The sequence below is a fragment of the Buchnera aphidicola (Aphis glycines) genome, assembly GCF_001280225.1.
GTDB classification, from domain to species: domain Bacteria; phylum Pseudomonadota; class Gammaproteobacteria; order Enterobacterales; family Enterobacteriaceae; genus Buchnera; species Buchnera aphidicola_E.
The window spans coordinates 394,237-420,420 of record NZ_CP009253.1 but is presented as its reverse complement, the minus strand read 5'-3'; the positions used below and the strand labels follow the sequence as shown (position 1 = coordinate 420,420).

Below are 26,184 nucleotides of genomic sequence, written 5' to 3'. Positions count from 1 at the left end.
ATAACCCCTCAGAAAAGGGGTGTTTTAAAAACAGAAATTTTTATTTTTATTAGTTAATAATGTTAATATATGTTCTTTTTTTTGCTCCTTTTTTTTTAAATTCTATTCTTCCTTCAACAATTGCAAAAATAGTATGATCTTTTCCACAACCTGTATTTTTCCCAGGATGAAATTTAGTTCCTCTTTGTCTTACGATAATGCTTCCTGCTGACACTAGTTCACCACCAAAATGTTTTACACCTAATCGTTGAGCATGAGAATCTCTTCCGTTCCTTGTGGAACCACCAGCTTTTTTATGTGCCATTTTATTTCTCTACATGGTTAATATCTATGATTTTTACACTAGTAAAATGTTGACGATGTCCTTGCTGTTTTTTATAATGTTTGCGACGGTTAAACTTAATTACTTTGATTTTTTTGGATCTTCCATGATGCTCGACAAACGCTTTCACTTTGATTCCATTTAAAAAAGGATATCCTATTTCTGTTTTATTTTTATTTGAAATCATTAAAATTTTTTCGAATTCAACTATTGATCCAGTTGAACAATTTAATTTTTCTATATGAATTACTTGATTTTTTTTAACTCGATATTGTTTTCCACCACTTAAAAAAACTGCATACATGTAATACTCCAATGATTTCTCTATTTGTTTTTGATTAATGAAATACTAATAATTTCTTTTATATAATAGGTAATTAAAATATTATTATATATATTTAATATTTGCTCCTAATTTATTTAGTTTTTTCATAAATGATTCATATCCTCTTTTAAAATGATGAATATTATTTACTACTGTAATTCCATTTGCAATACATCCTGCTAAAATTAATGTAGCTGAACCTCTTAAATCATGACAAAAAAGATTGTTAGAAGATAGTTTTGAAGTGCCTGTACAAACAATATAATTTTTTTTAATCTTTATTTTAGCCCCCATGCGAATTAATTCATTGGTATAAACGAAACGATTTTCAAATATATTTTCAACAATAATACTTTTTCCTTGAGCAATACTATTTAATAAAGTAAATTGTGGTTGCATATCAGTTGGAAAACCAGGATATGGAGATGTTGAAATATTTACTGCTTTCGGCATCTTTTTTTGCATATCTAATTTAATCCAATTTTTTCCAACTTTTATATTTGCACCACTTTCAGATAGTTTTTTTAATACATTTGTTAGATATTTTGGCTCAGTTTTATTACATATGATAAATCCTTTAGAAATCGCAGCAGCTATTAAAAAAGTTCCTGTTTCAATTCTATCTGGTATAATTTTATGATATCCCCCATATAACTTAGAAACACCTGTGATATATATTTTATTGCTTCCTGCCCCAGTAATATTAGCACCTAAAGTATTTAGAAATTTTGCAACATCAACAATTTCAGGTTCTTGAGCAGCATTTTCTATGATTGTCAAGCCTTTTGCTAATGTTGCAGCGCTCATAATAGTCACAGTTGCTCCAACACTAATTTTTTCTATATAAATATGTTTTCCTTGAAGAGGTCTGTCAGCTAATGCAATGATATAATTATCTTTTTTTATAATTTTAACTCCTAGCGACACCAATCCTTTTAAATGAAGGTCAATGGGTCTGCAACCTATATCGCATCCTCCTGGAAAAAATATCTTAGCTTTTCCGAAACGTGTTACAAGTGGGCTTAGCATCCAAATAGACGCTCTGATTTTTTTTGTTAGGTGATATGGTGGGTTATAAATATTCATGCTACTTGTATCAATATATAAAATTTTGTTTTTATTTTTTATTTTTGCTCCTAAATATTTTAGTAGTTTTATTGCTATTTTAATATCTGTAACTTGTGGAATATTATGTATTTCAATTTCCTCTGTTGCTAATATTGTCATAAATAAAATAGGTAAAGCGGCATTTTTAGAACCCGAAATTACAACATGACCATTTAATTTTTTATTACCTTCTATATATAATTTATTCATTCATTATCAAATCTCTATTAATTTTTAAAATATTTAACTAAGAGCTTTTTTCATTTTTTTTCCATTCTTCTGTTGTATATGTTCTGATAGATAATGCATGAATTTTTTTTTCTGTGATCATATTAATTAAAGGTGCGTAAATCATTTGTTGTCTTTTCACTTGGCTAATACCTTTAAATATCTCTCCTATTGCGATGATCTCCATGTGATTATTATCTCCGGTAGCATATATTTTTTCTAAATTTAATTTATTATTTAATATAGATATTATTTTTTGATTGTTCATTTTAAATATACTTTAATTTAGTTTTTTTGAGATATAAAAATTTTCAAATTATACATGTATAAATATATTTTAAATTTTATTATGAGCGTCTTTATAATAAATTAATAAATAGTTTTTCTTCACATAATTGAAATTTTTGATAAATTGTATTTTTTACATTAAGATAGATACATTTATTTGACGGTTAATATTTGTATCGAAAAGATGTATTTTTTAAAAAATTATGAATTTTGCCTCTATAATAATTTCATAGGAAATAATTTAAATATTATTTTCTATTTAATAAGTAATATTAAAATCTTTAATTTTTTTTGCTTTATTAGATTTTATCAATGATAAACTAATATTACTAATTTTCTTTATTAAAATATATGAATAATTTAATTTTTTCAAAATATTTAATTAAAATTAAATCTTTTTCAAAATATGTTTTATTTTGAAAATAAAATAAAAATTTTTACTGTATTGAAATGAATATTTTATATTCTTGAAGAAAAAAAATGAGGTATGTTAGATGGTGAATTTAATTCCAATGACTATTAGGGGTGCTAAAAAACTTCGTCAAGAACTTGAACAATTAAAAAATAAAAAACGCCCTCGTATTATTATCGAAATAGCAAAAGCTAGAGAACATGGTGATTTAAAAGAGAACGCTGAATATCATTCAGCCCGTGAAGAGCAGAGTTTTTGTGAAGGACGAATTAAAGAAATAGAATTAAAATTATCTAATTGTCAAATTATAGATATTACAAAAATACCTAATGATGGAAGAGTTGTATTTGGCTCTACAGTAACTATTTTAAATATAAAGAATAATGCAATTTTTACATATCAAATTGTTGGCGATGATGAATCGGATTTCAAAAAAAATTTAATTTCAATTAATTCTCCAATGTCAAGAGGTTTAATTGGCAAACATGTTAATACGATTGCTACTATATTAACACCCGCTGGTAGTGTTCAATATAAAATTTTAAAAATAGATTATATTTGAAACATTATTTTTTCAACTAAAATAATTTAATTTATTATCAATGTTATAAAAGAATTAAGTAATATGATTACTAATACTAAATCAAATAGTTCTAAGCGTTGGCTATCAGAACATTGTCAAGATTTATATGTTAAAAAAGCAAAGGAAAATAAAATTCGATCTAGATCTTGGTTTAAATTAAAAGAAATAGATAAAGATAATAAATTATTTCAACTTGGAATGCATATTATTGATTTAGGTTCCGCTCCAGGAGGATGGTCGCAATATGCAGCCAATAAAGTTGGTTCAAAAGGATCTGTTATTGCATGTGATATGTTGCCTATGAAAAAAATAGAAGGAGTAAAATTTTTTCAAGGAGATTTTCGTAATCCACATACGTTAAATTCTATGTTAAAAAATATATCTAACCATACTTTTAATATAGTTATGTCTGATATGGCTCCTAATATTACAGGTTGTTGGTCTATTGATATGCCACGTATTATAGAAATATGTAAAATAGCACTTAAAATATCTAAACTTTTATTATCAAAACATGGTGTTTTTCTAGTAAAATCTTTTCAAGGAGAAGGTTTAAATGAATTTTGTGAAGAAATTAAAATATTATTTTCAAGAATTAAAATTTGTAAACCAAAAAGTTCTCGACCAAGATCACGAGAAATATTTATTCTAGCTGCTAAATAAAAATATTATTTTATTAATAAAATTTTAAATCTATGATGTTTTTAAATAGATGTAATGAGAGGTCTTTCCTTTGAGTGACATGGTTAAAAACCTGATATTTTGGTTAGTAATTACAGTAATTTTAATGTCTGTTTTTCAAAACTTTAATGCTAGCGATTCTAATAATCACAGGATTGATTATTCTACTTTTTTATCAGAAGTTAACCAAGATCAGATTCGTGAAGTGTATATTAATGGACGTATAATTAGTGTTACTAAGAAAGATAGTAATAAATACACTACTTATATTCCAATGAATGATCCTAAGTTATTAGATCATCTGATAACTAAAAATGTTAAAGTTATCGGAGAAGCTCCGGAAGAACCAAGTATTTTATTTTCCATATTTATTTCCTGGTTTCCCATGTTATTGCTTATTGGTGTGTGGATTTTTTTTATGCGCCAAATGCAAATGGGAGGTGGAAAAGGAGCGATGTCTTTTGGTAAAAGTAAAGCTAGAATGCTATCAGAAGATGAAATTAAAACTACTTTTGATGACGTTGCAGGATGCGATGAAGCTAAAGAAGAAGTAAGTGAATTAGTTGAATATTTAAAGGAACCTAATCGATTTCAAAAATTAGGAGGAAAAATACCTAAAGGTATTCTTATGGTCGGACCACCTGGAACTGGAAAAACATTGCTTGCAAAAGCAGTTGCAGGAGAAGCAAAAGTTCCTTTTTTTACTATATCTGGTTCAGATTTTGTTGAAATGTTTGTTGGAGTCGGAGCATCTAGAGTTAGGGATATGTTTGAACATTCCAGAAAAAATGCTCCATGTATCATATTTATTGATGAAATTGATGCGGTAGGTCGGCAAAGAGGAGCTGGTTTAGGCGGAGGACATGATGAGAGAGAGCAAACTCTTAATCAAATGTTAGTAGAAATGGATGGTTTTGATGGGAATGAAGGTGTAATTTTAATAGCTGCTACTAATAGACCTGATGTTTTAGATCCGGCTTTATTACGTCCAGGTCGATTTGATCGTCAAGTCATTGTTGCGCTTCCAGACATACGTGGAAGGGAGCAAATTTTAAAAATTCATATGCGTAAAGTGCCTTTATCTAAAGATGTTGATCCAATAATTATTGCTCGTGGAACACCAGGTTTTTCAGGGGCGGATTTAGCTAATTTAGTGAATGAAGCAGCATTATTTGCAGCACGTTTAAATAATCGCGTTGTTTCTATGGCTGAATTTGAAAAAGCAAAAGATAAAATTATGATGGGATCTGAACGTAAATCAATGATAATGAGTGATTTTCAAAAAGAATCTACTGCATATCATGAAGCTGGTCATGTGATCGTTGGAAAATTAGTTCCAGATCATGATCCGGCTCATAAAGTTACAATTATTCCTAGAGGTCAAGCACTAGGTGTAACTTTTTTTTTACCAGAATCAGATACATTTAGTGTTAGTAGACAAAAACTAGAAAGTCAAATATCAACTTTATATGGCGGTCGTTTAGCAGAAGAAATCATTTATGGTTCTAAAAAAGTGTCTACTGGTGCTTTTAATGATATTAAAGTAGCTACAAATTTAGCAAGAAATATGGTAACACAATGGGGTTTTTCAGATAAATTAGGTCCGCTTTTATATGCAGAAGAAGAAGGGGAAGTTTTTTTGGGTCGTACAGTAGCAAAAGCAAAACATATGTCTGATGAAACTGCTAGAATTATTGATGAAGAAGTGAAATCATTAATAGAAGTAAATTACAATCGAGCTAAAAATATTTTAAATGAAAATATTGATATTTTACATTCCATGAAAGATGCTTTAATAAAATACGAAACTATTGACTCCTTTCAAATTGATGATTTAATGGCAAGAAGAGAGGTTAGAAAACCAAAAGAATGGTCTGAAAATAAATAAAAATTTGAAATATATTATTAGCGTGATAGTTAAATTCAAATAATGTTATTATATGAAATATTTAACATATAAAAAATTATCTAATATGTAATAATTTAATTAGTTAATCTTATATTTTAATAAATATTGAAATAAGATGAAGTAATATGCATTATTATAACTTCATCTTGTTTTTAAAAAAATATCATTTTTTATTTGACAAATATTTTAAAAGAGATAAATAAACATGAAAAATTTTAAATATTTTAAAACAGATGGAATACGTGGAAAAGTAGGTGAAATCCCAATTACCCCGAATTTTATGTTAAAATTAGGGCAAATTATTGGAACTATTTTAGGAAAAAATAAAAAAAAATTCTTATTGGACGGGATACACGTATTTCGGGATGTATGTTACAGTATTCTTTAGAATTTGGTGTTTTGTCAAAAGGCATTTCTACTTTATCAGCTGGTTGTATACCTACTTCTGCAATTGCATATTTAACAAGATCTTTAAATGTTTCAGCAGGTATTATCGTTTCAGCTTCTCATAATTCTTTTGATGATAATGGAATAAAAATATTTTTTAAAAACGGAATTAAAATTACTAGAAATATTGAAGTTTTAATTGAAAAAAAAATAAATGATCTTGCTTATGATCAGTCTTATGTAAAAAATTTTGGATTGCCTAAAAAAATTTATAATGCTTCAAAAAAATATATTAATTTTTGTAAAAATACTTTTCCTAAATATATGAATTTATCTAAATTTACTATTGTATTGGATTGTGCTAATGGGTCGACTTATAATATAGCGCCTCAAATTTTTAAAGATTTAGGTGCAAATATTATAACTTCTTCTGTTTGTCCAAACGGCATCAATATAAATAAAAAATCAGGATCTACTAACATTAATCAGCTAAAAAAATTAGTTGTTTTGCATCAAGCTGATGTTGGATTAGCATTTGATGGTGATGGAGATCGTGTTATTATGGTAGATCATTTAGGAAATACAATAAATGGAGATCAAATTATTTATATTATTGCAAAACAATATTCAAAAAATAATCAGTTAATTGGTGGCGTGGTAGGTACTTTAATGACTAATATGGGTATTATTTTAGGTTTAAAAAAAATTGGAATACCGTTTTACGCTACAAACATAGGAGATCGTTATATATATAAAAAAATTAAAGAAAAAAATTGGATGCTTGGAGCTGAACAATCAGGACATGTTATTTTATTAGATAAACATTCTACTGGTGATGGAATTATCGCTAGTCTACAAGTATTATCAAGTATGATTGAAAATAACACATCTTTATACTGTTTATCTAATCAAGTAAAATTATTTCCTCAAATATTGTTGAATTTGTCTTTGAAAAAAGAGAAAAATTTTCAAAAAAATACAAAATTTCAATCTATTCTTGAGCAATCAAAAAATATTTTGAGAAATACTGGTCGTATTTTTATGCGAAAATCTGGAACTGAGTCTTGTCTTCGAATTATGTTAGAAGATGAAGATTATAGTAAGATAAAAAAAATCGCGCATAATATTACAAATGTAATCAAATTAATTTAACTACCATGTAAAATATTGTTTTTTTATAAAACATTATCAAGTATGTATAAATTTTAATTAAATTTTTTTTTGATAAAATAGCAGTTATCTATTATTTTAATTATATACAAAGGAAAACTATTTTTTTATGTATTTATTTTTTTTAGTTTTTTTGATCTTTATTTCTATTTGTTTAAATTTTTTTATTTTGTTACAACCGGGGAAAAATGTAAGTAATATTGCGCATTCAAATATATCTACTAATAACAAACTATTCAATAGTTTTCGAGGTAATAGTTTTACAACAAATATCATTGGATTATGTGCCTGTTTATTTTTAATCATCAGTCTTATTTTGTGTAATATTAATGATAAAAAAATAAATTTCAATTTATTTGAAAATTACGATACAACCTTAAATGAAGAAAGATTAACTTTAAAAAAAGATAACATATTAAACACTGAAATACCTAATTGATTTTAAATTATAAGTATTAAAATGTTTTAAACTATAATAATAAATATTATATATGAACCGAGGTGGTGAAATTGGTAGACACGCTATCTTGAGGAGATAGTGCTTTACGGCGTATGGGTTCAAGTCCCGTCCTCGGTATTTATTTGAAAAATATCAAAATATTTCGTATAAAATATTAATAAAATTTTATATTAAAATAGGGTGGTATTACTTAAAACCCCGAATTTTCGGGGTTTTTTATTAGAGTGTTTAAAAATATTTATTCAGAGGCTTATTAAAATGAATAAAGAAATATTAGCTGTTGTAGAAGCTGTATCTAATGAAAAATCACTACCACGTGAAAAAATTTTTGAAGCTTTAGAAGTAGCATTAGCAACAGCTACAAAGAAAAAACATGAACAAGAAATTGATGTACGAGTTAGTATTAATCGTAAAACTGGAAATTTTAGTACTTTTAGACGATGGATGGTAGTAGATATTGTAAATCACCCAACAAAAGAAATTACTTTAGCAGCAGCTTGTTTTGAAGGCGATAAAGTCAAGCTTAATGATTATATAGAAGATAAAATTGATTCGGTTAATTTTGATCGTATTACAACACAAACTGCTAAACAAGTGATCGTTCAAAAAGTACGTGAAGCAGAACGTGCTATGTTAGTTGACCAATTTCGACAATATATTGGACAGATTGTTATTGGTGTGGTGAAAAAAATTAATAGAGATAATCTTATATTAGATTTAGGCAATAATGCTGAAGCTATTATTTTAAAAGAAGGTATGTTACCTAGAGAAAATTTTCGCCCTGGAGATCGTATTCGTGGTATTTTGTATGGGGTATATCCTGAAGCTCGTGGTACTCAGTTATTCGTGAGTCGTTCAAAAACTGAAATGCTTATAGAATTGTTTCGCATAGAAGTACCTGAAATTGGTGAAGAAATTATTGAAATTAAAGCAGCTGCACGTGATCCTGGGTCTCGTGCTAAAATTGCAGTAAAAACTAATGATAAACGCATTGACCCAGTAGGTGCATGTGTAGGTATGAGAGGTGCTCGAGTGCAAGCAGTATCTAGTGAATTGTGCGGAGAACGTATTGATATTATTCTATGGAATGATAATCCAGCTCAATTTGTTATTAACGCAATGGCTCCTGCAGATGTGACATCTATTATAGTGGATGAAGATCGTCACACAATGGATATTGCTGTAGATTCTAGTAATTTAGCTCAAGCTATTGGTAGAAATGGTCAAAATGTTCGTTTAGCTTCTCAAATTAGTGGGTGGGAACTTAATGTAATGACGACAGAAGATTTGCGCATTAAGCATAAAGAAGAGGCATCTGCTGCATTTAATATTTTTAAAAAATATTTAAATGTTTCTGAAAGAATTATTAAAATTTTAGTTAAAGAAGGTTTTTCTTCTCTTGAAGAATTAGCTTATGTACCAATCGATGAACTATCATTAATTAATGACTTGACTGAAGAAGAAGTAAAGTTAGTTCGAGAATGCGCACAAAATGGATTAAATCTAATTAAATTAGATCAAAAAACCATGATTCATAAAAAACAAACAGAAAAACAACTTTTGAATATAGAGGGTATGAATGAAATCTTAGCTTTAAAATTAGCTGAAAAGAATATATTTACTTTAGAACAACTAGCTGATCAAGGAGTAGATGATTTAATTGATATTGAAAATTTGAATGCTGAAAAAGCTGGTATGTTAATTATGACTGCTCGTAATATTTGTTGGTTTGATAATAAAGTCTAATAATAGGAAAATAGTATGATTGATATGAGTTTAAAAGTATTATCTAATGAAATTGGAATATCAATAAAAGAGTTAATAAAAAATTTTTCTGAAATTGGAATTGTTAAAAACGAAAATGATTTTATTAATATTTCAGAGAAAAATTTTTTGTTAAAATATTTAAAAAGAAAAGAAAACATTTCTAACAATACTTTTATTTTACAAAGAAAAACTCGTAGTACTTTAAATGTGCCTTTAGCAGGAGGGAAAAATAAATCTGTTCAAGTAGAAGTTAGAAAACAAAGAACATATACAACAAATATGGCATCAGATGTGCAAAATTTGTTAAAAGATAAACAATTATTTCAAAATAAAGAGAAAAATTTTTCAAAAAAAAATGCAAAAGAATATAATTTTAAAAAAAATATCAATCTTGCATTAAAAAATAAATCTGATAAAAATGTTTCAAATAAAGTAAACCTATTAAATCATGCTCATCATCTTCAAAAAAATGAAAAAAATAAAGTTTCAAAAAAAAACTTCGATTTGAATAAAAATTCATCAAGTTCAAAAAAAATAATAAGAGAAAATGTAATACATAAAAAATTTTATGACGAAAAAAAAGATTACCATTTAACTACATTCTTTAATTCTCGTAATATAGAAAATGATGAAAATAATAATGAAGTTGAGAAAAATAAAAAAAATTATAATCGAAATTTAAAAAATTATCGTCCAAAGAAAAATAACAAACAAAATACTAATATAAACAGTAAAAAAGAAGATCATCGAATTCATAAAAATAAAAAAAATTTTAAACAAAAAAATAAGTCTATTTTATTACAACAAGTGTTTAAAAAGCCTAAATCTTTTATTAATAGAGATGTGATCATTAATAGCACTATTACAGTTTTTGAGTTAGCTAATAAAATGGCAGTAAAAAGCTCTGAAGTAATTAAAAATATGATGAATATGGGTATTATAGGAACGATCAATCAAACACTTGATCAAGACACCGCACAGTTAATTGCAGAAGAAATGGGTCACAAAGTTATTTTACATAAAGAAAATAAATTAGAAGAATTGATTATGCAAGATCGTGATTTAGGAAATTCTAAATCTATTATAAGATCGCCAGTAGTTACTATAATGGGTCATGTAGATCATGGTAAAACATCGTTGTTAGATTGTATTCGATCTACTAAAATAGCATTTAATGAAGCAGGTGGTATCACGCAAAATATTGGTGCTTATCATGTTAAAACAAAATTAGGATCAATTACTTTTTTAGATACACCAGGTCATTCAGCTTTTACTGGAATGCGTGCTCGTGGAGTCAAATTAACCGATATTGTTATATTAGTAGTTGCTGCTGATGATGGAGTAAAACCACAAACTATTGAAGCTATTCAGCATGCAAAAGAAGCTAATGTACCAATTATTGTTGCAGTGAATAAAATAGACAAAATAGATTCTGATATTAATCAAATTAAAAATGATTTAACGAAATACAATATTGTTTCAGAAGAATGGGGCGGTGAAAATATATTTGTTTCTATATCTGCAAAAACTGGACAAGGTATAGATATGTTATTGAATACAATTTTATTACAATCAGAAATGTTAGAATTAAAAGCAATATCCACTGGTATGGCAGAAGGTATTGTAATAGAATCTTTTCTTGATAAAGGACGAGGACCAATAGCAACTGTATTAGTTCAAAAAGGAAATTTAAAAAAAGGAGATGTAATATTATGTGGTTTAGAATACGGTCGTATTAAATCATTGCGTAATGAAAATGGAACAATATTAAAAAACGCAGGACCTTCTATTCCTGTAGAAGTTTTAGGCTTGTCCAAAGTCCCTTTTGCTGGTGATCAAGTAACTGTAGTTCGTGATGAAAAAAAAGCTAAAGAAGTCGCATATTATCGTCAAAATAAATCTCGTGAATTAAAATTAGCAAAGCAGAATAGATTAAGCCTTGATAATATGTTTGATAATATTAAAAAATCTTGTTTCTCAGAATTAAAAGTTATTATTAAATCTGATATTCAAGGTTCTTTAGAAGCTATTTCTGGAGCTTTATTAAAGTTATCTACTAATGAAGTAAAAATTAATATCATAGGATCAGGTATCGGAGGCATTACAGAAACAGATGCTGCACTAGCATTAGCATCAAACGCTATTATTTTAGGATTTAATGTTAGAGCGGATGTTTCTGCAAAAAAAATCATTGAAATGGAACATTTAGATCTACGTTATTATTCTGTTATTTATGATTTGATCAATGAAGTGCAATCTGCTATGACAGGATTACTATCCCCTGAATATAAACAAAATATAATTGGTTTAGCAGAAGTACGAAACATATTTAAATCACCTAAATTTGGATTGATTGCAGGATGTATGGTAATTGATGGTATTATTAAAAAAAATAATCCAATTCGTATACTTAGAAATAACATAGTGATTTATGAAGGCGATTTAGAGTCTTTGCGTCGTTTTAAAGAAGATGTTAATGAAGTTCGAAATGGTATGGAATGTGGAATTGGAGTAAAAAATTTTAATGATATAAAAATTATGGATCATATAGAAGTATTTGAATTGAAAGAGGTGAAAAGAACTTTGTAAATTAATATTTAAAAATAAATTTATATTTTTATATATATATAAATATTGGTAATAAAAACATGGAAAAATCATTTAGTCGATCTTCTAAAATATCTCAAGAATTACAAAAAACAATTTCGATTATTATACAGTATTTTCTTAGAGACCCGCGTTTTAAAACTATTATCACGATATCTGAAGTTGTTGTATCTACAGATTTGTCATATGCTCAAGTATTTTTTAGTTGCTTAGAAATAGATAATAAATTAAGTATAAAGAAATTATTAACTTCATTAAACAAAGCATCTGGTTATATTCGTAAATTATTATGTAAAAAATTAACATTAAGAATTATACCAAAGATTGTTTTTTATCATGATGATTCTTTTATAAAAGGTAATAGAATTTCTTTATTATTAAATCAATTGACACAAAAAAAAATCTTATCTGACAAGGAATAGTTCAATGTTTTTTGATAAACAACGTAATATTAATGGTTTTTTATTAATAGATAAACCTATAGGAATATCATCTAATCATGCTTTGCAACAAGTAAAAAATATTTTTAATGCTAGAAAAGCAGGTTATATCGGTACTTTAGATCCATTAGCTTCAGGAATATTACCAGTTTGCTTCGGAGAGAGTACAAAGTTTGCTTGTTATTTAAATGATTCTGATAAAAAATATAATGTTGTCGCTAAATTAGGTGAAAAAACATCTACATTTGATTCTAACGGAATCATTGTGAAAAAAAGAATAATTTCATTTACATATTTTGAATTATATAATGCTTTAAAAGAATTAACTGGTGTAGTTAATCAAATTCCTCCCATGTACTCAGCAATTAAGTATAATGGTGTTCCATTATATAAATATGCAAGAAAAGGATTTAATATTGCACGTAATATAAGGTACGTTAAAATATACAAATTAATTCTTGTTGAAAAAAAAAATAATTTAATTAAATTAAACGTACATTGTTCAAAAGGAACATATATCAGGACACTTATTGATGATCTCGGTGAAAAATTAGGTTGTGGAGCGCATGTTATTTCTTTGCGTCGAACAGAAGTCGGGTCATTTTCCTGTGCTCAATTAGTTACAATACCCTATTTAAAAGAATTATTACATCAAGAAAATATAAAAAAATTAGATAATTTATTAATGCCTATTGATACTCCTGTTAATTTTTTGCCAAAAGTATATCTATCTAAAAAAGAATCTTATAATTTTAAATTAGGACAAAAAATTAGTTTTACATCTAATATAAAAAATAGTTTAGTACGTGTGTTAGAAAAAGAAAAAAAAGTTTTTATTGGATTAGGACAAATTTATATTGAAGCGAAATTAATTCCTTATCGATTGATTTCGATATTTACTAATTAAGTTATTTTCTATTCAACTGAAGAGTAGCATGATATTATTTTGAAATAATTTTACTAAAATATTAGTTTAACATAATTTAAAATAAATGAGGTATAACATGTCTATTGATACAGTAAGCGTAAAAGAAAATATTTTAAAATACGGAAAAAATAACAAAGATAGCGGGAAAACAGAAGTTCAAATTGCATTATTAACACACCAAATTAATCATCTACAATTACATTTTTCTCAGCACAAAAAAGATCATTCCAGTCGAAGAGGCTTATTAAATATGGTTTCTAAACGTCGTAAATTATTAAATTATTTAAAGAAAAAAAATATGTCTAATTACAGTGTATTAATTGAAAATTTGAATTTAAGACGGTAAGAAATTTTCTTATATTATCATATTATGAAAACATTTTAATTTTGTTAATTAATTTATTAGACTTAAAATTTTTATAAAGGGCTTGGATTGGCCCTTTTTTTTACAATCTCATTAAAATATTTTATTAACTATATAATAAAATAAATTTATTATTAAAAATAAATATTTAATTTATAATTTATAGATAATTTTTATAAAATATATTAATGCTTTTTTTCAAGTAAATTAATTTATAATTAATAAAAAAATTAATTTTATATTAAGGATATTATTTTGCTGAGTCCAATTGTACGAAAATTCCAATATGGTCAACATATAATTACATTAGAAACCGGGATAATGGCCCGACAAGCAACATCTGCTATTATGGCAAGTATGGATGATACTGCTGTTTTTGTTACTGTCGTTGGAGATAAAACAGTGCATCCTGGTCAAAAATTTTTCCCTCTTACAGTTAATTATCAAGAAAGAACATATGCTGTTGGTAGGATACCTGGAGGTTTTTTTAGAAGAGAAGGTCGTCCTAGTGAAAATGAAATACTAACTGCTCGGTTAATTGATAGGCCAATTCGACCTTTATTTCCAAAAGGATTTTTTAATGAAATCCAAATTATTGCCACAGTAGTATCAGTTAACCCACAAATCAATCCTGATATCATTTCTATTATTGGCGCTTCAGCAGCACTCAGTTTATCTGGGATTCCATTTTATGGTCCAGTTGGAGCCGCCAGAGTAGGTTTAATTGATAATCAGTATATATTAAATCCTACAACTGACGACATGAAATCTAGTTCTTTAGATCTAGTTGTATCAGGAACTCAAAATGCTGTTTTAATGGTAGAAGCGGAATCAAAAATATTGAGTGAAGAAAAAGTACTTGGAGCAATTATTTTTGGTCATCAACAACAACAAGTTGTTATTAATAATATTCGATCTTTATCGAACGAAGCTAGAAAATTACCTTGGATTATATCTTATCCTGAAATTAATACTACATTAGAGTCTAAACTTATAACATTGGTTGAAAAAGATATAAGTAATGCTTATTTAATATTCAATAAACAAGAAAGACATGAAAAATTAAATTTTCTTAAAGATAATATAGTAAAATCACTTTTTAATGAAAACTTAAATGTAGATGTAAGTGAAATTGATGAAATTTTTCAAAAGATTGAAAAAAATATTGTAAGAAAACGTATATTAAATAATGAATATCGTATTGATGGAAGAGAAAAGGATATGATTCGAGCATTAGATGTGAGGACAGGTGTTTTACCTCGTACACATGGTTCTGCTTTATTTACTCGCGGTGAAACACAATCCTTAGTTTCTGTTACTTTAGGAACATCTCGGGATGCGCAAAATTTAGATGAATTATTAGGTGATAAAACAGATAATTTTTTATTTCATTATAATTTTCCACCTTATTCTGTAGGAGAGATAGGTATAGTAGGATCGCCTAAAAGAAGAGAAATTGGACATGGTCGATTAGCTAAAAGAAGTTTATTAGCGGTAATGCCGAAAATTGATGCATTTCCATATACGATTAGAGTTGTATCTGAAATAACTGAATCAAATGGTTCGTCTTCTATGGCTTCTGTTTGTGGAGCGTCATTAGCTTTAATGGATGCTGGAGTTCCAATAAAATCTGCTGTAGCTGGAATATCTATGGGCTTAGTAAAAGAAGGTGACAATTATGTATTACTTTCAGATATTTTAGGTGATGAAGATCATTTAGGAGATATGGATTTCAAAGTTTCTGGTACTAAAGAAGGTATTACAGCTTTACAAATGGATATAAAAATAGAAGGTATAACTAATGAGATTATGCATATTGCTTTAAGTAAAGCTAAATCTGCTAGATTACATATTTTAAATGTTATGAAACAAGCATTAGGTCAGCCTAGAAAAGAAATTTCTGAATTTGCACCAAGAATTCATACAATTAAAATTAATCCTGAAAAAATTAAAGATGTAATAGGAAAAGGGGGTTCTGTCATTAGAATGTTAACAGAAGAAACAGGAACTATAATTGAAATTGAAGATGATGGAACAGTAAAAATATCCGCCGCAATCGGAGAGAAAGCAAAAAATGCAATTCGTAGAATTGAAGAAATTACCGCTGAAATTGAAGTTGGTCGTATTTATTCAGGAAAAGTCACTCGTATTGTTGATTTTGGTGCTTTCATTGCAATAGGTTTTGGAAAGGAAGGGTTGGTGCATATTTCTCAAATTTCTGATAAAAGAGTAGAAAAAGTGTCGGATCATTTGAAATTAGATCAAATTATACCTGTAAAGGTATTGGAAATTGATAGACAAGGACGTTTAAGGTTAAGTATTAAAGAAGTAAAAGATTCTATTATATCTAATAAATCTATAAATAATATTTTTATCTGATATAATTACTTAAAATACATTATTTTTAGATTTTTAAAAGAAAAAATTTTGTTTTTTTATAAAGTATAAATTTATATTTTTAAAAAAATATATTTGAAATATAATATATAATTAATAATTTTTTTATTTTTTGTAGTTGATTTTCTTTCCTAATAAATAGATACTTTGTTTTTAAAATTGTCAATTAGTTGCTAATGTTATATCTTCATTAATCATTAGCAATAAATATTATTTATTTCGTATTGTATTTATTAGATTATTTAATTGTAGCCGGTTGACACTTTTCAATGAAAATAAATAATATATATATTTTCATCATGAGCTATGTAGACTGGCCAATGTAACTTAAAAGGCATATCTATTGCATGACTCATACTGAAAAAAATTTTTCTTTTCTTGGTTTAAATCCTTTAATTATTCAATCTTTAAATGAAATGGGATATGTTAAACCATCTCCTATTCAAGCAGCTTGTATTCCGTTACTTTTAAAAGGAAAAGATGTATTAGGAATGGCACAAACTGGTAGCGGAAAAACAGCTGCTTTTTCATTGCCATTATTGAATAATTTAAAAATTAATTTAAAAGCACCGCAAATTTTAGTTTTGGCTCCTACAAGAGAATTAGCTGTTCAAGTTGCCGAAGCTTTTTCTATGTTTTCTAAACATATGGTCGGAGTAAATGTATTACCTTTATACGGAGGTCAACGATATGAATTGCAATTACGAGCATTAAAGCAAGGCCCACAAATTGTTGTAGGAACTCCAGGTCGATTATTAGATCATTTGAAAAGAGGAACTCTGAATCTTTCTAATTTACATGGTTTAGTTTTAGATGAAGCAGATGAAATGTTGAGAATGGGTTTTATAGAAGATGTAGAAACAATTATGTCAAAAATACCAAAAGAACATCAAACTGCTTTATTTTCAGCAACAATGCCAGAAGTTATACGACGTATTTCTAAAAGATTTATGAAAGATCCTCAGGAAATAAGAATTAAATCTAATATAACAACACGTCCTGATATCAAACAAAGTTATTGGATGGTATATGGAAAAAAAACAGATGCTTTAATTCGTTTTTTAGAAGTAGAAGAATTTTCAGCTACAATTATTTTTGTCAAAACGAAAAATGCTACTTTAGAAGTTTCCGAAGCTTTAGAGAAACATGGATATAACAGTGCGGCGTTAAATGGAGATATGAACCAAGCTTTAAGAGAACAAACTTTAGAACGCTTAAAAAATGGTAGATTAGATATTTTAATTGCAACAGATGTTGCAGCTCGTGGTTTAGATGTTGATCGAATTAGTTTTGTCATTAATTATGATATTCCTATGGATTCTGAATCTTATGTGCATCGTATTGGACGTACAGGTCGAGCAGGTCGAGCAGGTCGAGCACTATTATTTGTAGAAAACCGTGAGCGTAGATTGCTTCGCAATATTGAGCGAACGATTAATCAATCAATTCCAGAAGTACAATTACCAAGAATTGAATTGTTGTGCGAAAAACGTCTTCAACAATTTGCGAAAAAAGTACAACAACAACTTGAAAGTAAAGACTTAAATGAATATGTGTCTTTATTAGATAAATTATATTTTCCTGACGATCTAGATATTAAAACTCTTGCAGCAGCTTTATTGAAAATGGCTCAAGGAGGTCGTCCTTTAATTATTAAAAAAGATCTATTAAAACGTCCTAATAAAGAAGGCTTTTATAAAAATCATTATAAACAAGAAGAAAATAGAAATACTCGGCATCGTCGTGATCGAAACGAAATAAAGAATATCGATTTATATCGCATTGAAGTTGGTCGTAATGATGGAATTGAAGTACGTCATATAGTTGGAGCTATTGCTAATGAAGGAAATATAAATAGTCGTAACATTGGTAATATCAAATTATTTTCTTCATATTCGATTGTTGAATTACCTTTAGGTTTATCTAAAGAATTATTACAGAAATTAATGAAAACAAGAATTTTAAATAAGCCAATAAATATCAAATTACTTCGAAATTTCAAATATTATCAAAATAAATCATATAATCGATCTATTTTGAGCAAAGATTCAAATTCTAATCGCAGGTTTGATAAAAATCGTGTAATGCAATCTCATTCTGCTAAAAATGAAATAAAATCGTCTTCATTCCGTCGTAAAAATATTTAATTTTTTATGCCGCTTTGCGGCATATTGAAACTTGATAAATAATTAAGTACATTCATCGTTATTTTTTATCTATATGCCATAGCTTCTATTTCAATTTTAACATTTTTTGGTAATGCTTTCACTTCTACACAAGATCTTGCAGGAAAAGAGGATTTATTTTTTAAAAAAAAATTTTCATATATCTCATTAATTATCTGAATTTTATTTAAATCAATAGTAAAAATTGTTATTTTGACAATATTTTTTACTTGATATTTAGATTTTTTAAGAATATATTTTATGTTTTTTAATACTATATATGTTTGCTCATCAATGCTTTCTGGTATAAATCCAGATTTTACATCAATTGGTATTTGGCCAGATATAATTAAAAAATTTTCGAATTGTATAGCCTGCGAATATGGTCCAATTGGTTGAGGAGCATTTTTTGTATTAATAATATTCATATTACACCATTGTTTAATCAAATTTATCTATAATAGAACTATATTTTTAGAGAATTCCTTTTCGCAATATTGACACTTTAAATTCATATTTTTATCTAATTTTTTGACAAAAATAAAACTAGAATTAATAAAATTATCATGAGTAATACAATTACTATTTGGGCAAATTAAAATACGATCTATTGTTTTAGGTAATTTTGGAAATATTTTTCCTACTAAGTTGTATTGATCAATATAATTAACCGTGGCACATGGTGAATAAATAGCTAATTGATTTATTTGATCTTCACTTAAAAAAGTATTTTCAATTTTAATAATATCTTTTTTTCCTAATTTTTGAGAGGGCAAGTTTAAACCAATAGTAATGCGTTTTTCTGTTTCTGTAAATCTAAATAAAGATAATAGTTTAAAACCTATTTGAGATGGAATGTGATCAATTACGCTACCACATTTTATAGCTTCTACTTGTAGTTTATTTATTTGCATATTTTCTTATTAAAAATGATTTTCTATTAACACTAATGATAATATGGCTTGACGTGCATAAACACCATTTGCTGCTTGTTTAAAATACCAAGCGTACGGTGTATAATCAACATCATAATTAATTTCATCTACACGCGGTAGAGGATGCAATATTTTTAAATTACTGCGTGCATTTTGTAAAATCTTAGTATTTAGTATAAATTTTGATTTAGCATTTGCATATTCTGTAGATTCCAGCCTTTCTTTTTGAACGCGAGTCATATAAAGAATATCAATTTCAGAAATAACTTCTTCTATGTTTTGACATCTCGTCCAAGCAATTTCTTTTTCTAAAAGCATATCGTTAATATAATTTGGCATTGTTAATGCATCAGGAGAAATAAAAAAAAATTTATTTTTATTATACTTAGCTAATGCTTGTGTTAAAGAATGTACAGTTCGTCCATATTTTAAATCTCCTACCATTGCAATGTTTAAATCATCAAGTCGATATTGAGTTTCTTTAATAGTGAATAAATCTAAAAGTGTTTGCGTAGGATGTTGATTCGATCCGTCTCCAGCATTAAATATTGGTATATTATTCGAAAATTCTGCGGCTAAACGAGCCGATCCTTCCTGAGGGTGTCGAATAATAATAGCATCTACATACGAACTAATTACTGAAATAGTATCTGCTAATGATTCTCCTTTTTTCCCTAAAGATATATTATTCCCATCAGAAAAACCTATTGTTGAAGCGCCTAATCGGCAAATTGCTGTTTCAAAAGATAATCGTGTACGAGTAGAGGCTTCAAAAAAGCAGCTAGCAATAATTTTATTTTTTAATAAATTAGGTGCAGGTTCTTTTTTTAAAATGGCAGATTTTTTTAAAACTAATTCTAGTTCATCGCGTCTAAGATCATTTATTGAAATTATGCTTTTTTTATATAGAGAGTTTCTCAACTTCTAAATTCCTTAATTGTAGAGAAAGAAAAAGTAGTTATTGTTATTTTTGAAAAAGATGAGAAACAGTAACAAATAATTATTTTATAAATTATATATTTCGCTAAAAATTAATGTTTTTAACAAGACTAGATATGAGAATAGCTTTTATAGTGTGTAATCTATTTTCTGCTTGTTCGAAGATAATATTTTTATTTTTTTGAAAAACACTATCTGTAATTTCTACTCCGTCTTGAAAATTATATTCTTTTAAAATTGATTTAACTATAATGTTTTTTTGGCTATGCAGTGCAGGGAGGCAATGTAATACTTTGACTGAATTATTATCAGTCATATCTAACATACTTTGACTAACTTGGTAATTTTTTAATAATGCTATTTTTTCTTTCCATTGCTTTTCTGGTTCCCCCATAGATACCCAAACGTCTGTATAAATGAAATCTACATTTTTTACACCTTCTTTTATATTGTCAGTGCATGTTATTTTACTGCTATTTTTTTTAGCTTTTTCTTTGCATATATTTAAAATATTTTTTTCTGGCCAATATTGCTTTGGAGAAACTAAACGTAGATCTATCCCTAAAATAGCTGAAGCTTCTAGCAAACTATTTGCTATATTGTTATGTGAATCACCAACATATGCACATTTTATTTCAAAAAATTGTTTTTTTGGAAAAATTTCTTTCATTGTTAATAAATCTGCTATGATTTGTGTAGGATGAAATTTTTCAGTTAATCCGTTCCATACAGGAACAGCAGAGTATTTTGATAATGTTTCTATTACTTTATGACTATGACCGCGATATTCAATTCCATCATATAAACGACTAAGAACTTGCGCTGTATCTTCAATAGATTCTTTTGTACCAAAATGAGTGCTTCCTGGCCCAAGATAAGTTACATGTGCACCTTGGTCAAATGCGGCAATTTCAAATGAGCATCTTGTACGAGTAGATTCTTTTTCAAAGATTAAGGCAATATTTTTTTTTTTCAATAGTTGAGTTTCTTGATTATTTTTTTTTATTTTTTTTAGTTTTTTAGATAATATAATAATACTTTCTAATTCTATATTAGAAAAGTCTAATAATCTTAAAAAATCACGTTGATAAAGATAATTCATAATTTCAATTCTCTTAAAATTAGATTTCAATGGGTTTTAAATATATATAAAAATGAAACTAATAAAAAATCTTAAATGATTGAATATTTTCATACTATTATAGTATATAATATTTTATTATTTTTAATTAAATTATTTATGGCTGCTTTGTACATTATAAACTGTAAAAAATAAAATTATAGAGATATATTATGAAATTTTTTTTAGATCACTTAAATTTAAATATAGTGAAAACAGATTGTATAGTTGTTGGTGTTTTTAAATTTGGTGAATTAACAATGTCCGCTGACATTTTAAATAAATATAGTGATGGTTATATTAGTCAATTAATTAATCAGGGAGATATTAACGGAGAAATAGGAACACATTTATTGTTATATAATGTTCCAAATATTATCTCGAAAAGAATATTGCTGGTAGGATGCGGAGCAAAAAATAACTTTAACTTGTTTTGTTTAACAAAAGTTATTAAAAAAATTATTCCGATGTTAAATAAAAAATCTATTCAAAATATATTTTTTTCTTTAACTGAATTGCATTGCAATAAGAATCAAATATACTGGTTTATTCGGAAAATAATTAGTGATGTTCAAAAAGAAATTTTTGACATAAGTACATTTTTAAGAAAAGAAATCTACTTAAAATCTATTACATTTGATATAGAAGATAAAAATTTACTCTTATTAGCTAAAACTGCTATACAACATGCTAAAGCTATTAGTGCTGGATTAATAGCCGCAAAAAAATTAAGTAATTTACCTCCTAATATTTGTAACCCATTATATGTATCTCTACAAGCGGAAAAATTATCTCAAATATATAAAGATAATATTGAAGTAAAAACTATTGATTCAAAAAAAATGAAAAGTTTAGGTATGCATGCCTATTTAGCAGTGGGGAGTAGTTCAAAAAACAAGCCATATATGTCTGTTATTCAATATTCTACAAAAAATACTCTTAACAAAAAAATTATTATATTAGTAGGAAAAGGATTAACATTTGATTCTGGAGGTATTTCTATCAAACCTTCTCAGAACATGCATGAAATGAAATATGATATGTGTGGTGCAGCTGCGGTTTACGGAACGTTAATTATGGCTGCTGAATTAAATTTACCTTTAAATATTATTGGAGTTTTAGCGAGTTGTGAAAATATGCCAGGAGGAAGTTCTTTCAGGCCCGGTGATGTTTTAAATACTATGTCTGGAAAAACAGTGGAAGTATTAAATACAGATGCTGAAGGACGTTTAGTTTTATGTGATGTTTTCAAATATATAGAACGTTTTTCACCGAATATAGTAATTGACGTTGCCACTTTAACTGGTGCATGTGTTACTGCATTAGGACATGATGTTACTGGTTTATTTTCTAATCACCAAACTTTAGTAAATAATTTAAAAGAAGCTGCTCAACAAACAGATGATAAAGTTTGGCAATTACCTTTATTTGAAGAATATGAAAAAGATATAAAATCTAATATAGCTGATTTTTCTAATGTTGGAAATCGCGGGGCTGGAGCAATAACAGCGGCGTGTTTTTTATCGCAATTTACAAAAAAATACCATTGGGCACATCTAGATATTGCTGGAACTGCTTGGGAATCTGGTATAAATAAAGGATCAACAGGACGTCCTGTCGAACTTTTGTCTCAGTTTTTATTAAATATATCAAAATTAAATGAATGCTAAATAATTTTAAAACGTTTTATATTCAATTAAAAACATTACTTGTTAACAGAAAATAATTAAATACAATGGAAAAAACTTACAATCCTCAGCATATTGAAGAATCTTTATATAATTTTTGGGAAAAAAACGGATATTTTAAACCTAGTAACGATGCAACTCAACCATCGTTTTGTATTATGATGCCACCTCCTAATATTACTGGGAATTTACACATGGGGCATGCATTTCAACAAACTATTATGGATATATTAATTCGTTATCACAGAATGCAAGGAAAAAATACGTTATGGCAAGTTGGAACAGATCATGCTGGAATAGCAACACAAGTATTAGTTGAACGTGATATATATCTTACAGAAAATAAAACTAAAAAAGATTATCATAGAGATGATTTTATTAAAAAAATATGGTCATGGAAAAATAAATATAATCTTATCGTTACAAAACAAATGCGACGTTTAGGAAATTCTGTTGATTGGGATCGTGAAAAATTTACTTTAGATCCTGATATTTGCAATGCTGTTAAAGAAGCTTTTGTTATTTTTTATAAAGATAATTTAATATACCAAAAAAAAAGATTAGTACATTGGGATTCAAAATTAGAAACAGTTATTTCCGATCTAGAAGTAGAGCATCGTTTAGTAAAAAGCAAAAAATGGTTTATTCGATATCCTGTTTTTTTTAATCAAAAAAAAAATAATCAGCAGATTCAATATTTAACAGTTACCACAACTCGACCTGAAACATTACTAGGAGATACAGCTTTAGTTATTAATCCGCAAGATAAAAATTATCAACAGTTTATTGGTCAATTTGTTATATGTCCGTTAGTGAATAGAATCATACCTGTTATTTCAGATCAATATGCAGATCTAAAAAAAGGAACGGGTTGTGTAAAAATTACACCTGCACATGATTTCAATGATTACCAAGTAGGATTACGGCATAAATTACCAATGATTAATATTTTCACGTTTGATGGTAAAATTAAAAATAATTTTGATGTTTATAATTATAAAGGCGAAATATCTAATATATATAGTTCATTAGTACCGAATAAGTTTCAAAATTTAGATATTATTTCTGCAAGAATCAAAGTCATTGAGGAAATAAAAAAAATAGGATTACTGGAAAAAGTTGAAGAATGTGAAATTCTTACACCTCATAGCGACAGAAGTGGTGTCATTATCCAGCCTATGTTGACTAATCAATGGTACTTGAAAACATCAAAATTAGCTAATTTAGCGATTTCTGCAGTTAAAGAAAAAAAAATTAATTTTATTCCATCAAAATATGAAGCTATGTACTTATCTTGGATGAACAATATTGAAGACTGGTGTATTTCACGTCAATTATGGTGGGGGCATCGTATTCCAGTTTGGTATGATTGTAAAAAAAATATATATGTTGGACGTGATGAGAATGAAATACGGAAAAATTATAAAATATCAAATGATATAAAATTAATTCAAGACGAAGATGTTTTAGATACTTGGTTTTCTTCTGGGTTATGGACTTTTTCCACACTAGGATGGCCTAAAAAAACAAAATTTTTAAAAGTTTTTCATTCCACTAATGTATTAGTGAGCGGTTTTGATATTATTTTTTTTTGGATTGCTAGAATGATTATGTTAACTATGTATCTTGTTAAAGATAATTTTGGTATATCTCAAGTACCTTTTGAAAACGTGTATATTACAGGTTTAATACGTGATGAGGAAGGTCAAAAAATGTCAAAATCGAAAGGTAATGTTATTGATCCATTGGATATGATAGACGGTATTACGTTAAATGATTTAATTAAGAAAAGAACACATAATTTATTAAAACCACAACTATCTTATAAAATTAAAAAACGTACTATAAAGCAATTTCCAAATGGAATTAGTCCAACAGGTACAGATGCATTACGTTTTACTTTTTGCGCTTTAGCTTCTAATACACGCGATATAAAATGGGATATGAGTAGATTGAGAGGTTATCGAAACTTTTGTAATAAACTGTGGAATGCTAGTCGATTTGTTTTGATGAATACCAATAATCATCGTTTCTTTCATTTTGAAATAAATGATAATATGATGTTTATAAATAAATGGATTTTAACGGAGTTTAACAAGGTAGTAAAACTATATAGAAATTCATTAGATAACTATAGATTTGATGTTTCGGCGAATATTTTATATGATTTTACTTGGAATACTTTTTGTGATTGGTATTTAGAGTTTGTTAAATTAATTATAAAATCTGGTTCATCTCAAGATGTATATTATACTAAAAATATTTTAGTGGATATTTTGGAGAAACTTTTAAAATTATTACATCCAATTATACCTTTTATTACTGAAACCATTTGGCAACGTGTTAAAAAAATTAAAAATATTAAAGAAAAAACGATTATGCTTCAACCTTTTCCGAAATATAATAATTTGTTTTTTAATGAAAAGATTTTATTAGATATGCATTGGATCAAAAAAATAATAATTGCTTTAAGAAATATTAGATCTGAAATGAAAATTGGTTCAAAAACATTATTATCATTATTTTTAAAAAATGTCTCTTATGATCGAGAAAAAATTATTCAAGAAAATTTTTTATTGTTAAAAAATATAGTTCATTTAGATAAAATTGAAATTGTTTCTAAAAAATATAAAGAACCTTTATTATCTATTAAAAAAATTATTGATGGCGTAGAAATTTTAATTCCTATATTTGATATAATAGATAAAAAAATTGAATTGAAACGATTAAATAAAGAAATAAAAAATATTACATTAAAAATTATATCTATAAAAGAAAAAATATTAAATCAAGATTTTTTACGTTATGCTCCTCAAAATATTATACAAAAAGAAAAAGAAAAATTAAAAAATTTAAATGAAATATATTCTAAATTATCGCGTCAAATAAAAATTTTTAATAATCTTTTAAATGAAAATGAAAATAATTTATCTCGTGATAAAATGTAACATTTATTTTTATT

The 26,184-nt window shown here is 26.8% G+C and carries 20 protein-coding genes, 1 tRNA gene and 3 pseudogenes; 16 read left to right on the top strand and 8 right to left on the bottom strand.

The window, feature by feature from the left end:
• Positions 1 to 49: 49 nt before the first annotated feature.
• The 4 genes from rpmA to IX46_RS01910 all read right to left on the bottom strand — a co-directional run bounded on the left by rpmA (position 50) and on the right by IX46_RS01910 (position 2,250).
• A complete protein-coding gene (gene rpmA / locus IX46_RS01925) occupies positions 50 to 304 on the bottom strand; it encodes a 50S ribosomal protein L27 (protein ID WP_053940329.1) in 255 nt (84 codons plus the stop codon).
• A gap of 1 nt (position 305) precedes the next feature.
• On the bottom strand, positions 306 to 626 hold the full coding sequence (gene rplU / locus IX46_RS01920) for a 50S ribosomal protein L21 (RefSeq protein WP_053940328.1): 321 nt from the start codon (positions 624 to 626) through the stop codon (positions 306 to 308).
• A gap of 84 nt (positions 627 to 710) precedes the next feature.
• The gene (gene murA, locus IX46_RS01915) at positions 711 to 1,964 is read right to left on the bottom strand and encodes a UDP-N-acetylglucosamine 1-carboxyvinyltransferase (protein WP_053940327.1); all 1,254 of its coding nucleotides are present in this window, start codon (positions 1,962 to 1,964) and stop codon (positions 711 to 713) included.
• Positions 1,965 to 2,001: 37 nt separating this feature from the next.
• A complete protein-coding gene (locus tag IX46_RS01910; RefSeq protein WP_053940326.1) occupies positions 2,002 to 2,250 on the bottom strand; it encodes a BolA family protein in 249 nt (82 codons plus the stop codon).
• Positions 2,251 to 2,764: 514 nt separating this feature from the next.
• On the opposite strand from IX46_RS01910, the gene greA reads away from it, so the two are divergent.
• The 14 genes and pseudogenes from greA to IX46_RS01845 all read left to right on the top strand — a co-directional run bounded on the left by greA (position 2,765) and on the right by IX46_RS01845 (position 18,522).
• Positions 2,765 to 3,244, top strand: coding sequence for a transcription elongation factor GreA (gene greA / locus IX46_RS01905; RefSeq protein WP_071880114.1), 480 nt, complete (start codon positions 2,765 to 2,767; stop codon positions 3,242 to 3,244).
• Positions 3,245 to 3,307: 63 nt separating this feature from the next.
• Entirely contained in the window at positions 3,308 to 3,928 is a 621-nt protein-coding gene (locus IX46_RS01900) for an RlmE family RNA methyltransferase (protein WP_053940325.1), read from the top strand.
• Positions 3,929 to 4,007: 79 nt separating this feature from the next.
• Positions 4,008 to 5,834, top strand: a complete 1,827-nt coding sequence (ftsH, locus tag IX46_RS01895) for an ATP-dependent zinc metalloprotease FtsH (protein ID WP_053940324.1) — start codon at positions 4,008 to 4,010, stop codon at positions 5,832 to 5,834.
• 226 nt (positions 5,835 to 6,060) lie between these two features.
• Positions 6,061 to 7,394 (top strand): annotated as a pseudogene (glmM, locus tag IX46_RS01890) (phosphoglucosamine mutase).
• A 127-nt stretch (positions 7,395 to 7,521) separates the two neighbouring features.
• Positions 7,522 to 7,851 carry a preprotein translocase subunit SecG gene (gene secG / locus IX46_RS01885; RefSeq protein WP_053940323.1) on the top strand — a complete coding sequence of 110 codons (330 nt, stop codon included), beginning with the start codon at positions 7,522 to 7,524 and terminating at the stop codon, positions 7,849 to 7,851.
• 56 nt (positions 7,852 to 7,907) lie between these two features.
• Positions 7,908 to 7,989, top strand: a tRNA-Leu gene (locus IX46_RS01880).
• Between the two features lie 141 nt (positions 7,990 to 8,130).
• Complete coding sequence (nusA, locus tag IX46_RS01875; protein ID WP_053940322.1) at positions 8,131 to 9,618, top strand: transcription termination factor NusA; 1,488 nt, start codon at positions 8,131 to 8,133, stop codon at positions 9,616 to 9,618.
• A 15-nt stretch (positions 9,619 to 9,633) separates the two neighbouring features.
• Positions 9,634 to 9,913 (top strand): annotated as a pseudogene (locus IX46_RS03260) (IF-2-associated domain-containing protein); the annotation flags it as partial.
• Positions 9,914 to 10,167: 254 nt separating this feature from the next.
• Positions 10,168 to 12,228 (top strand): annotated as a pseudogene (gene infB, locus IX46_RS01870) (translation initiation factor IF-2); the annotation flags it as partial.
• A gap of 59 nt (positions 12,229 to 12,287) precedes the next feature.
• Entirely contained in the window at positions 12,288 to 12,668 is a 381-nt protein-coding gene (rbfA, locus tag IX46_RS01865; protein WP_053940320.1) for a 30S ribosome-binding factor RbfA, read from the top strand.
• A gap of 4 nt (positions 12,669 to 12,672) precedes the next feature.
• A complete protein-coding gene (gene truB, locus IX46_RS01860; protein WP_053940319.1) occupies positions 12,673 to 13,593 on the top strand; it encodes a tRNA pseudouridine(55) synthase TruB in 921 nt (306 codons plus the stop codon).
• A 97-nt stretch (positions 13,594 to 13,690) separates the two neighbouring features.
• Entirely contained in the window at positions 13,691 to 13,960 is a 270-nt protein-coding gene (gene rpsO, locus IX46_RS01855; protein ID WP_053940318.1) for a 30S ribosomal protein S15, read from the top strand.
• Between the two features lie 273 nt (positions 13,961 to 14,233).
• Positions 14,234 to 16,357: a polyribonucleotide nucleotidyltransferase gene (gene pnp / locus IX46_RS01850; RefSeq protein ID WP_053940317.1), complete on the top strand. Its 2,124-nt coding sequence runs from the start codon at positions 14,234 to 14,236 to the stop codon at positions 16,355 to 16,357.
• A 365-nt stretch (positions 16,358 to 16,722) separates the two neighbouring features.
• Positions 16,723 to 18,522 (top strand): DEAD/DEAH family ATP-dependent RNA helicase, encoded by a 1,800-nt coding sequence (locus IX46_RS01845; RefSeq protein ID WP_053940316.1) that lies wholly within the window; start codon positions 16,723 to 16,725, stop codon positions 18,520 to 18,522.
• Positions 18,523 to 18,587: 65 nt separating this feature from the next.
• On the opposite strand, the gene IX46_RS01840 is transcribed toward IX46_RS01845, so the two are convergent.
• From IX46_RS01840 to argF, 4 genes are all read right to left on the bottom strand, one after another.
• A complete protein-coding gene (locus tag IX46_RS01840; RefSeq protein WP_053940315.1) occupies positions 18,588 to 18,968 on the bottom strand; it encodes a Rid family detoxifying hydrolase in 381 nt (126 codons plus the stop codon).
• A 27-nt stretch (positions 18,969 to 18,995) separates the two neighbouring features.
• The gene (gene pyrI, locus IX46_RS01835) at positions 18,996 to 19,454 is read right to left on the bottom strand and encodes an aspartate carbamoyltransferase regulatory subunit (protein WP_053940314.1); all 459 of its coding nucleotides are present in this window, start codon (positions 19,452 to 19,454) and stop codon (positions 18,996 to 18,998) included.
• Positions 19,455 to 19,463: 9 nt separating this feature from the next.
• Positions 19,464 to 20,396, bottom strand: coding sequence for an aspartate carbamoyltransferase (pyrB, locus tag IX46_RS01830; protein ID WP_053940313.1), 933 nt, complete (start codon positions 20,394 to 20,396; stop codon positions 19,464 to 19,466).
• Positions 20,397 to 20,499: 103 nt separating this feature from the next.
• The gene (argF, locus tag IX46_RS01825) at positions 20,500 to 21,516 is read right to left on the bottom strand and encodes an ornithine carbamoyltransferase (RefSeq protein WP_053940312.1); all 1,017 of its coding nucleotides are present in this window, start codon (positions 21,514 to 21,516) and stop codon (positions 20,500 to 20,502) included.
• A gap of 191 nt (positions 21,517 to 21,707) precedes the next feature.
• On the opposite strand from argF, the gene IX46_RS01820 reads away from it, so the two are divergent.
• Positions 21,708 to 23,204 (top strand): leucyl aminopeptidase, encoded by a 1,497-nt coding sequence (locus tag IX46_RS01820; RefSeq protein ID WP_053940311.1) that lies wholly within the window; start codon positions 21,708 to 21,710, stop codon positions 23,202 to 23,204.
• A gap of 65 nt (positions 23,205 to 23,269) precedes the next feature.
• Positions 23,270 to 26,170: a valine--tRNA ligase gene (locus tag IX46_RS01815; protein ID WP_053940310.1), complete on the top strand. Its 2,901-nt coding sequence runs from the start codon at positions 23,270 to 23,272 to the stop codon at positions 26,168 to 26,170.
• Positions 26,171 to 26,184: the final 14 nt, after the last annotated feature.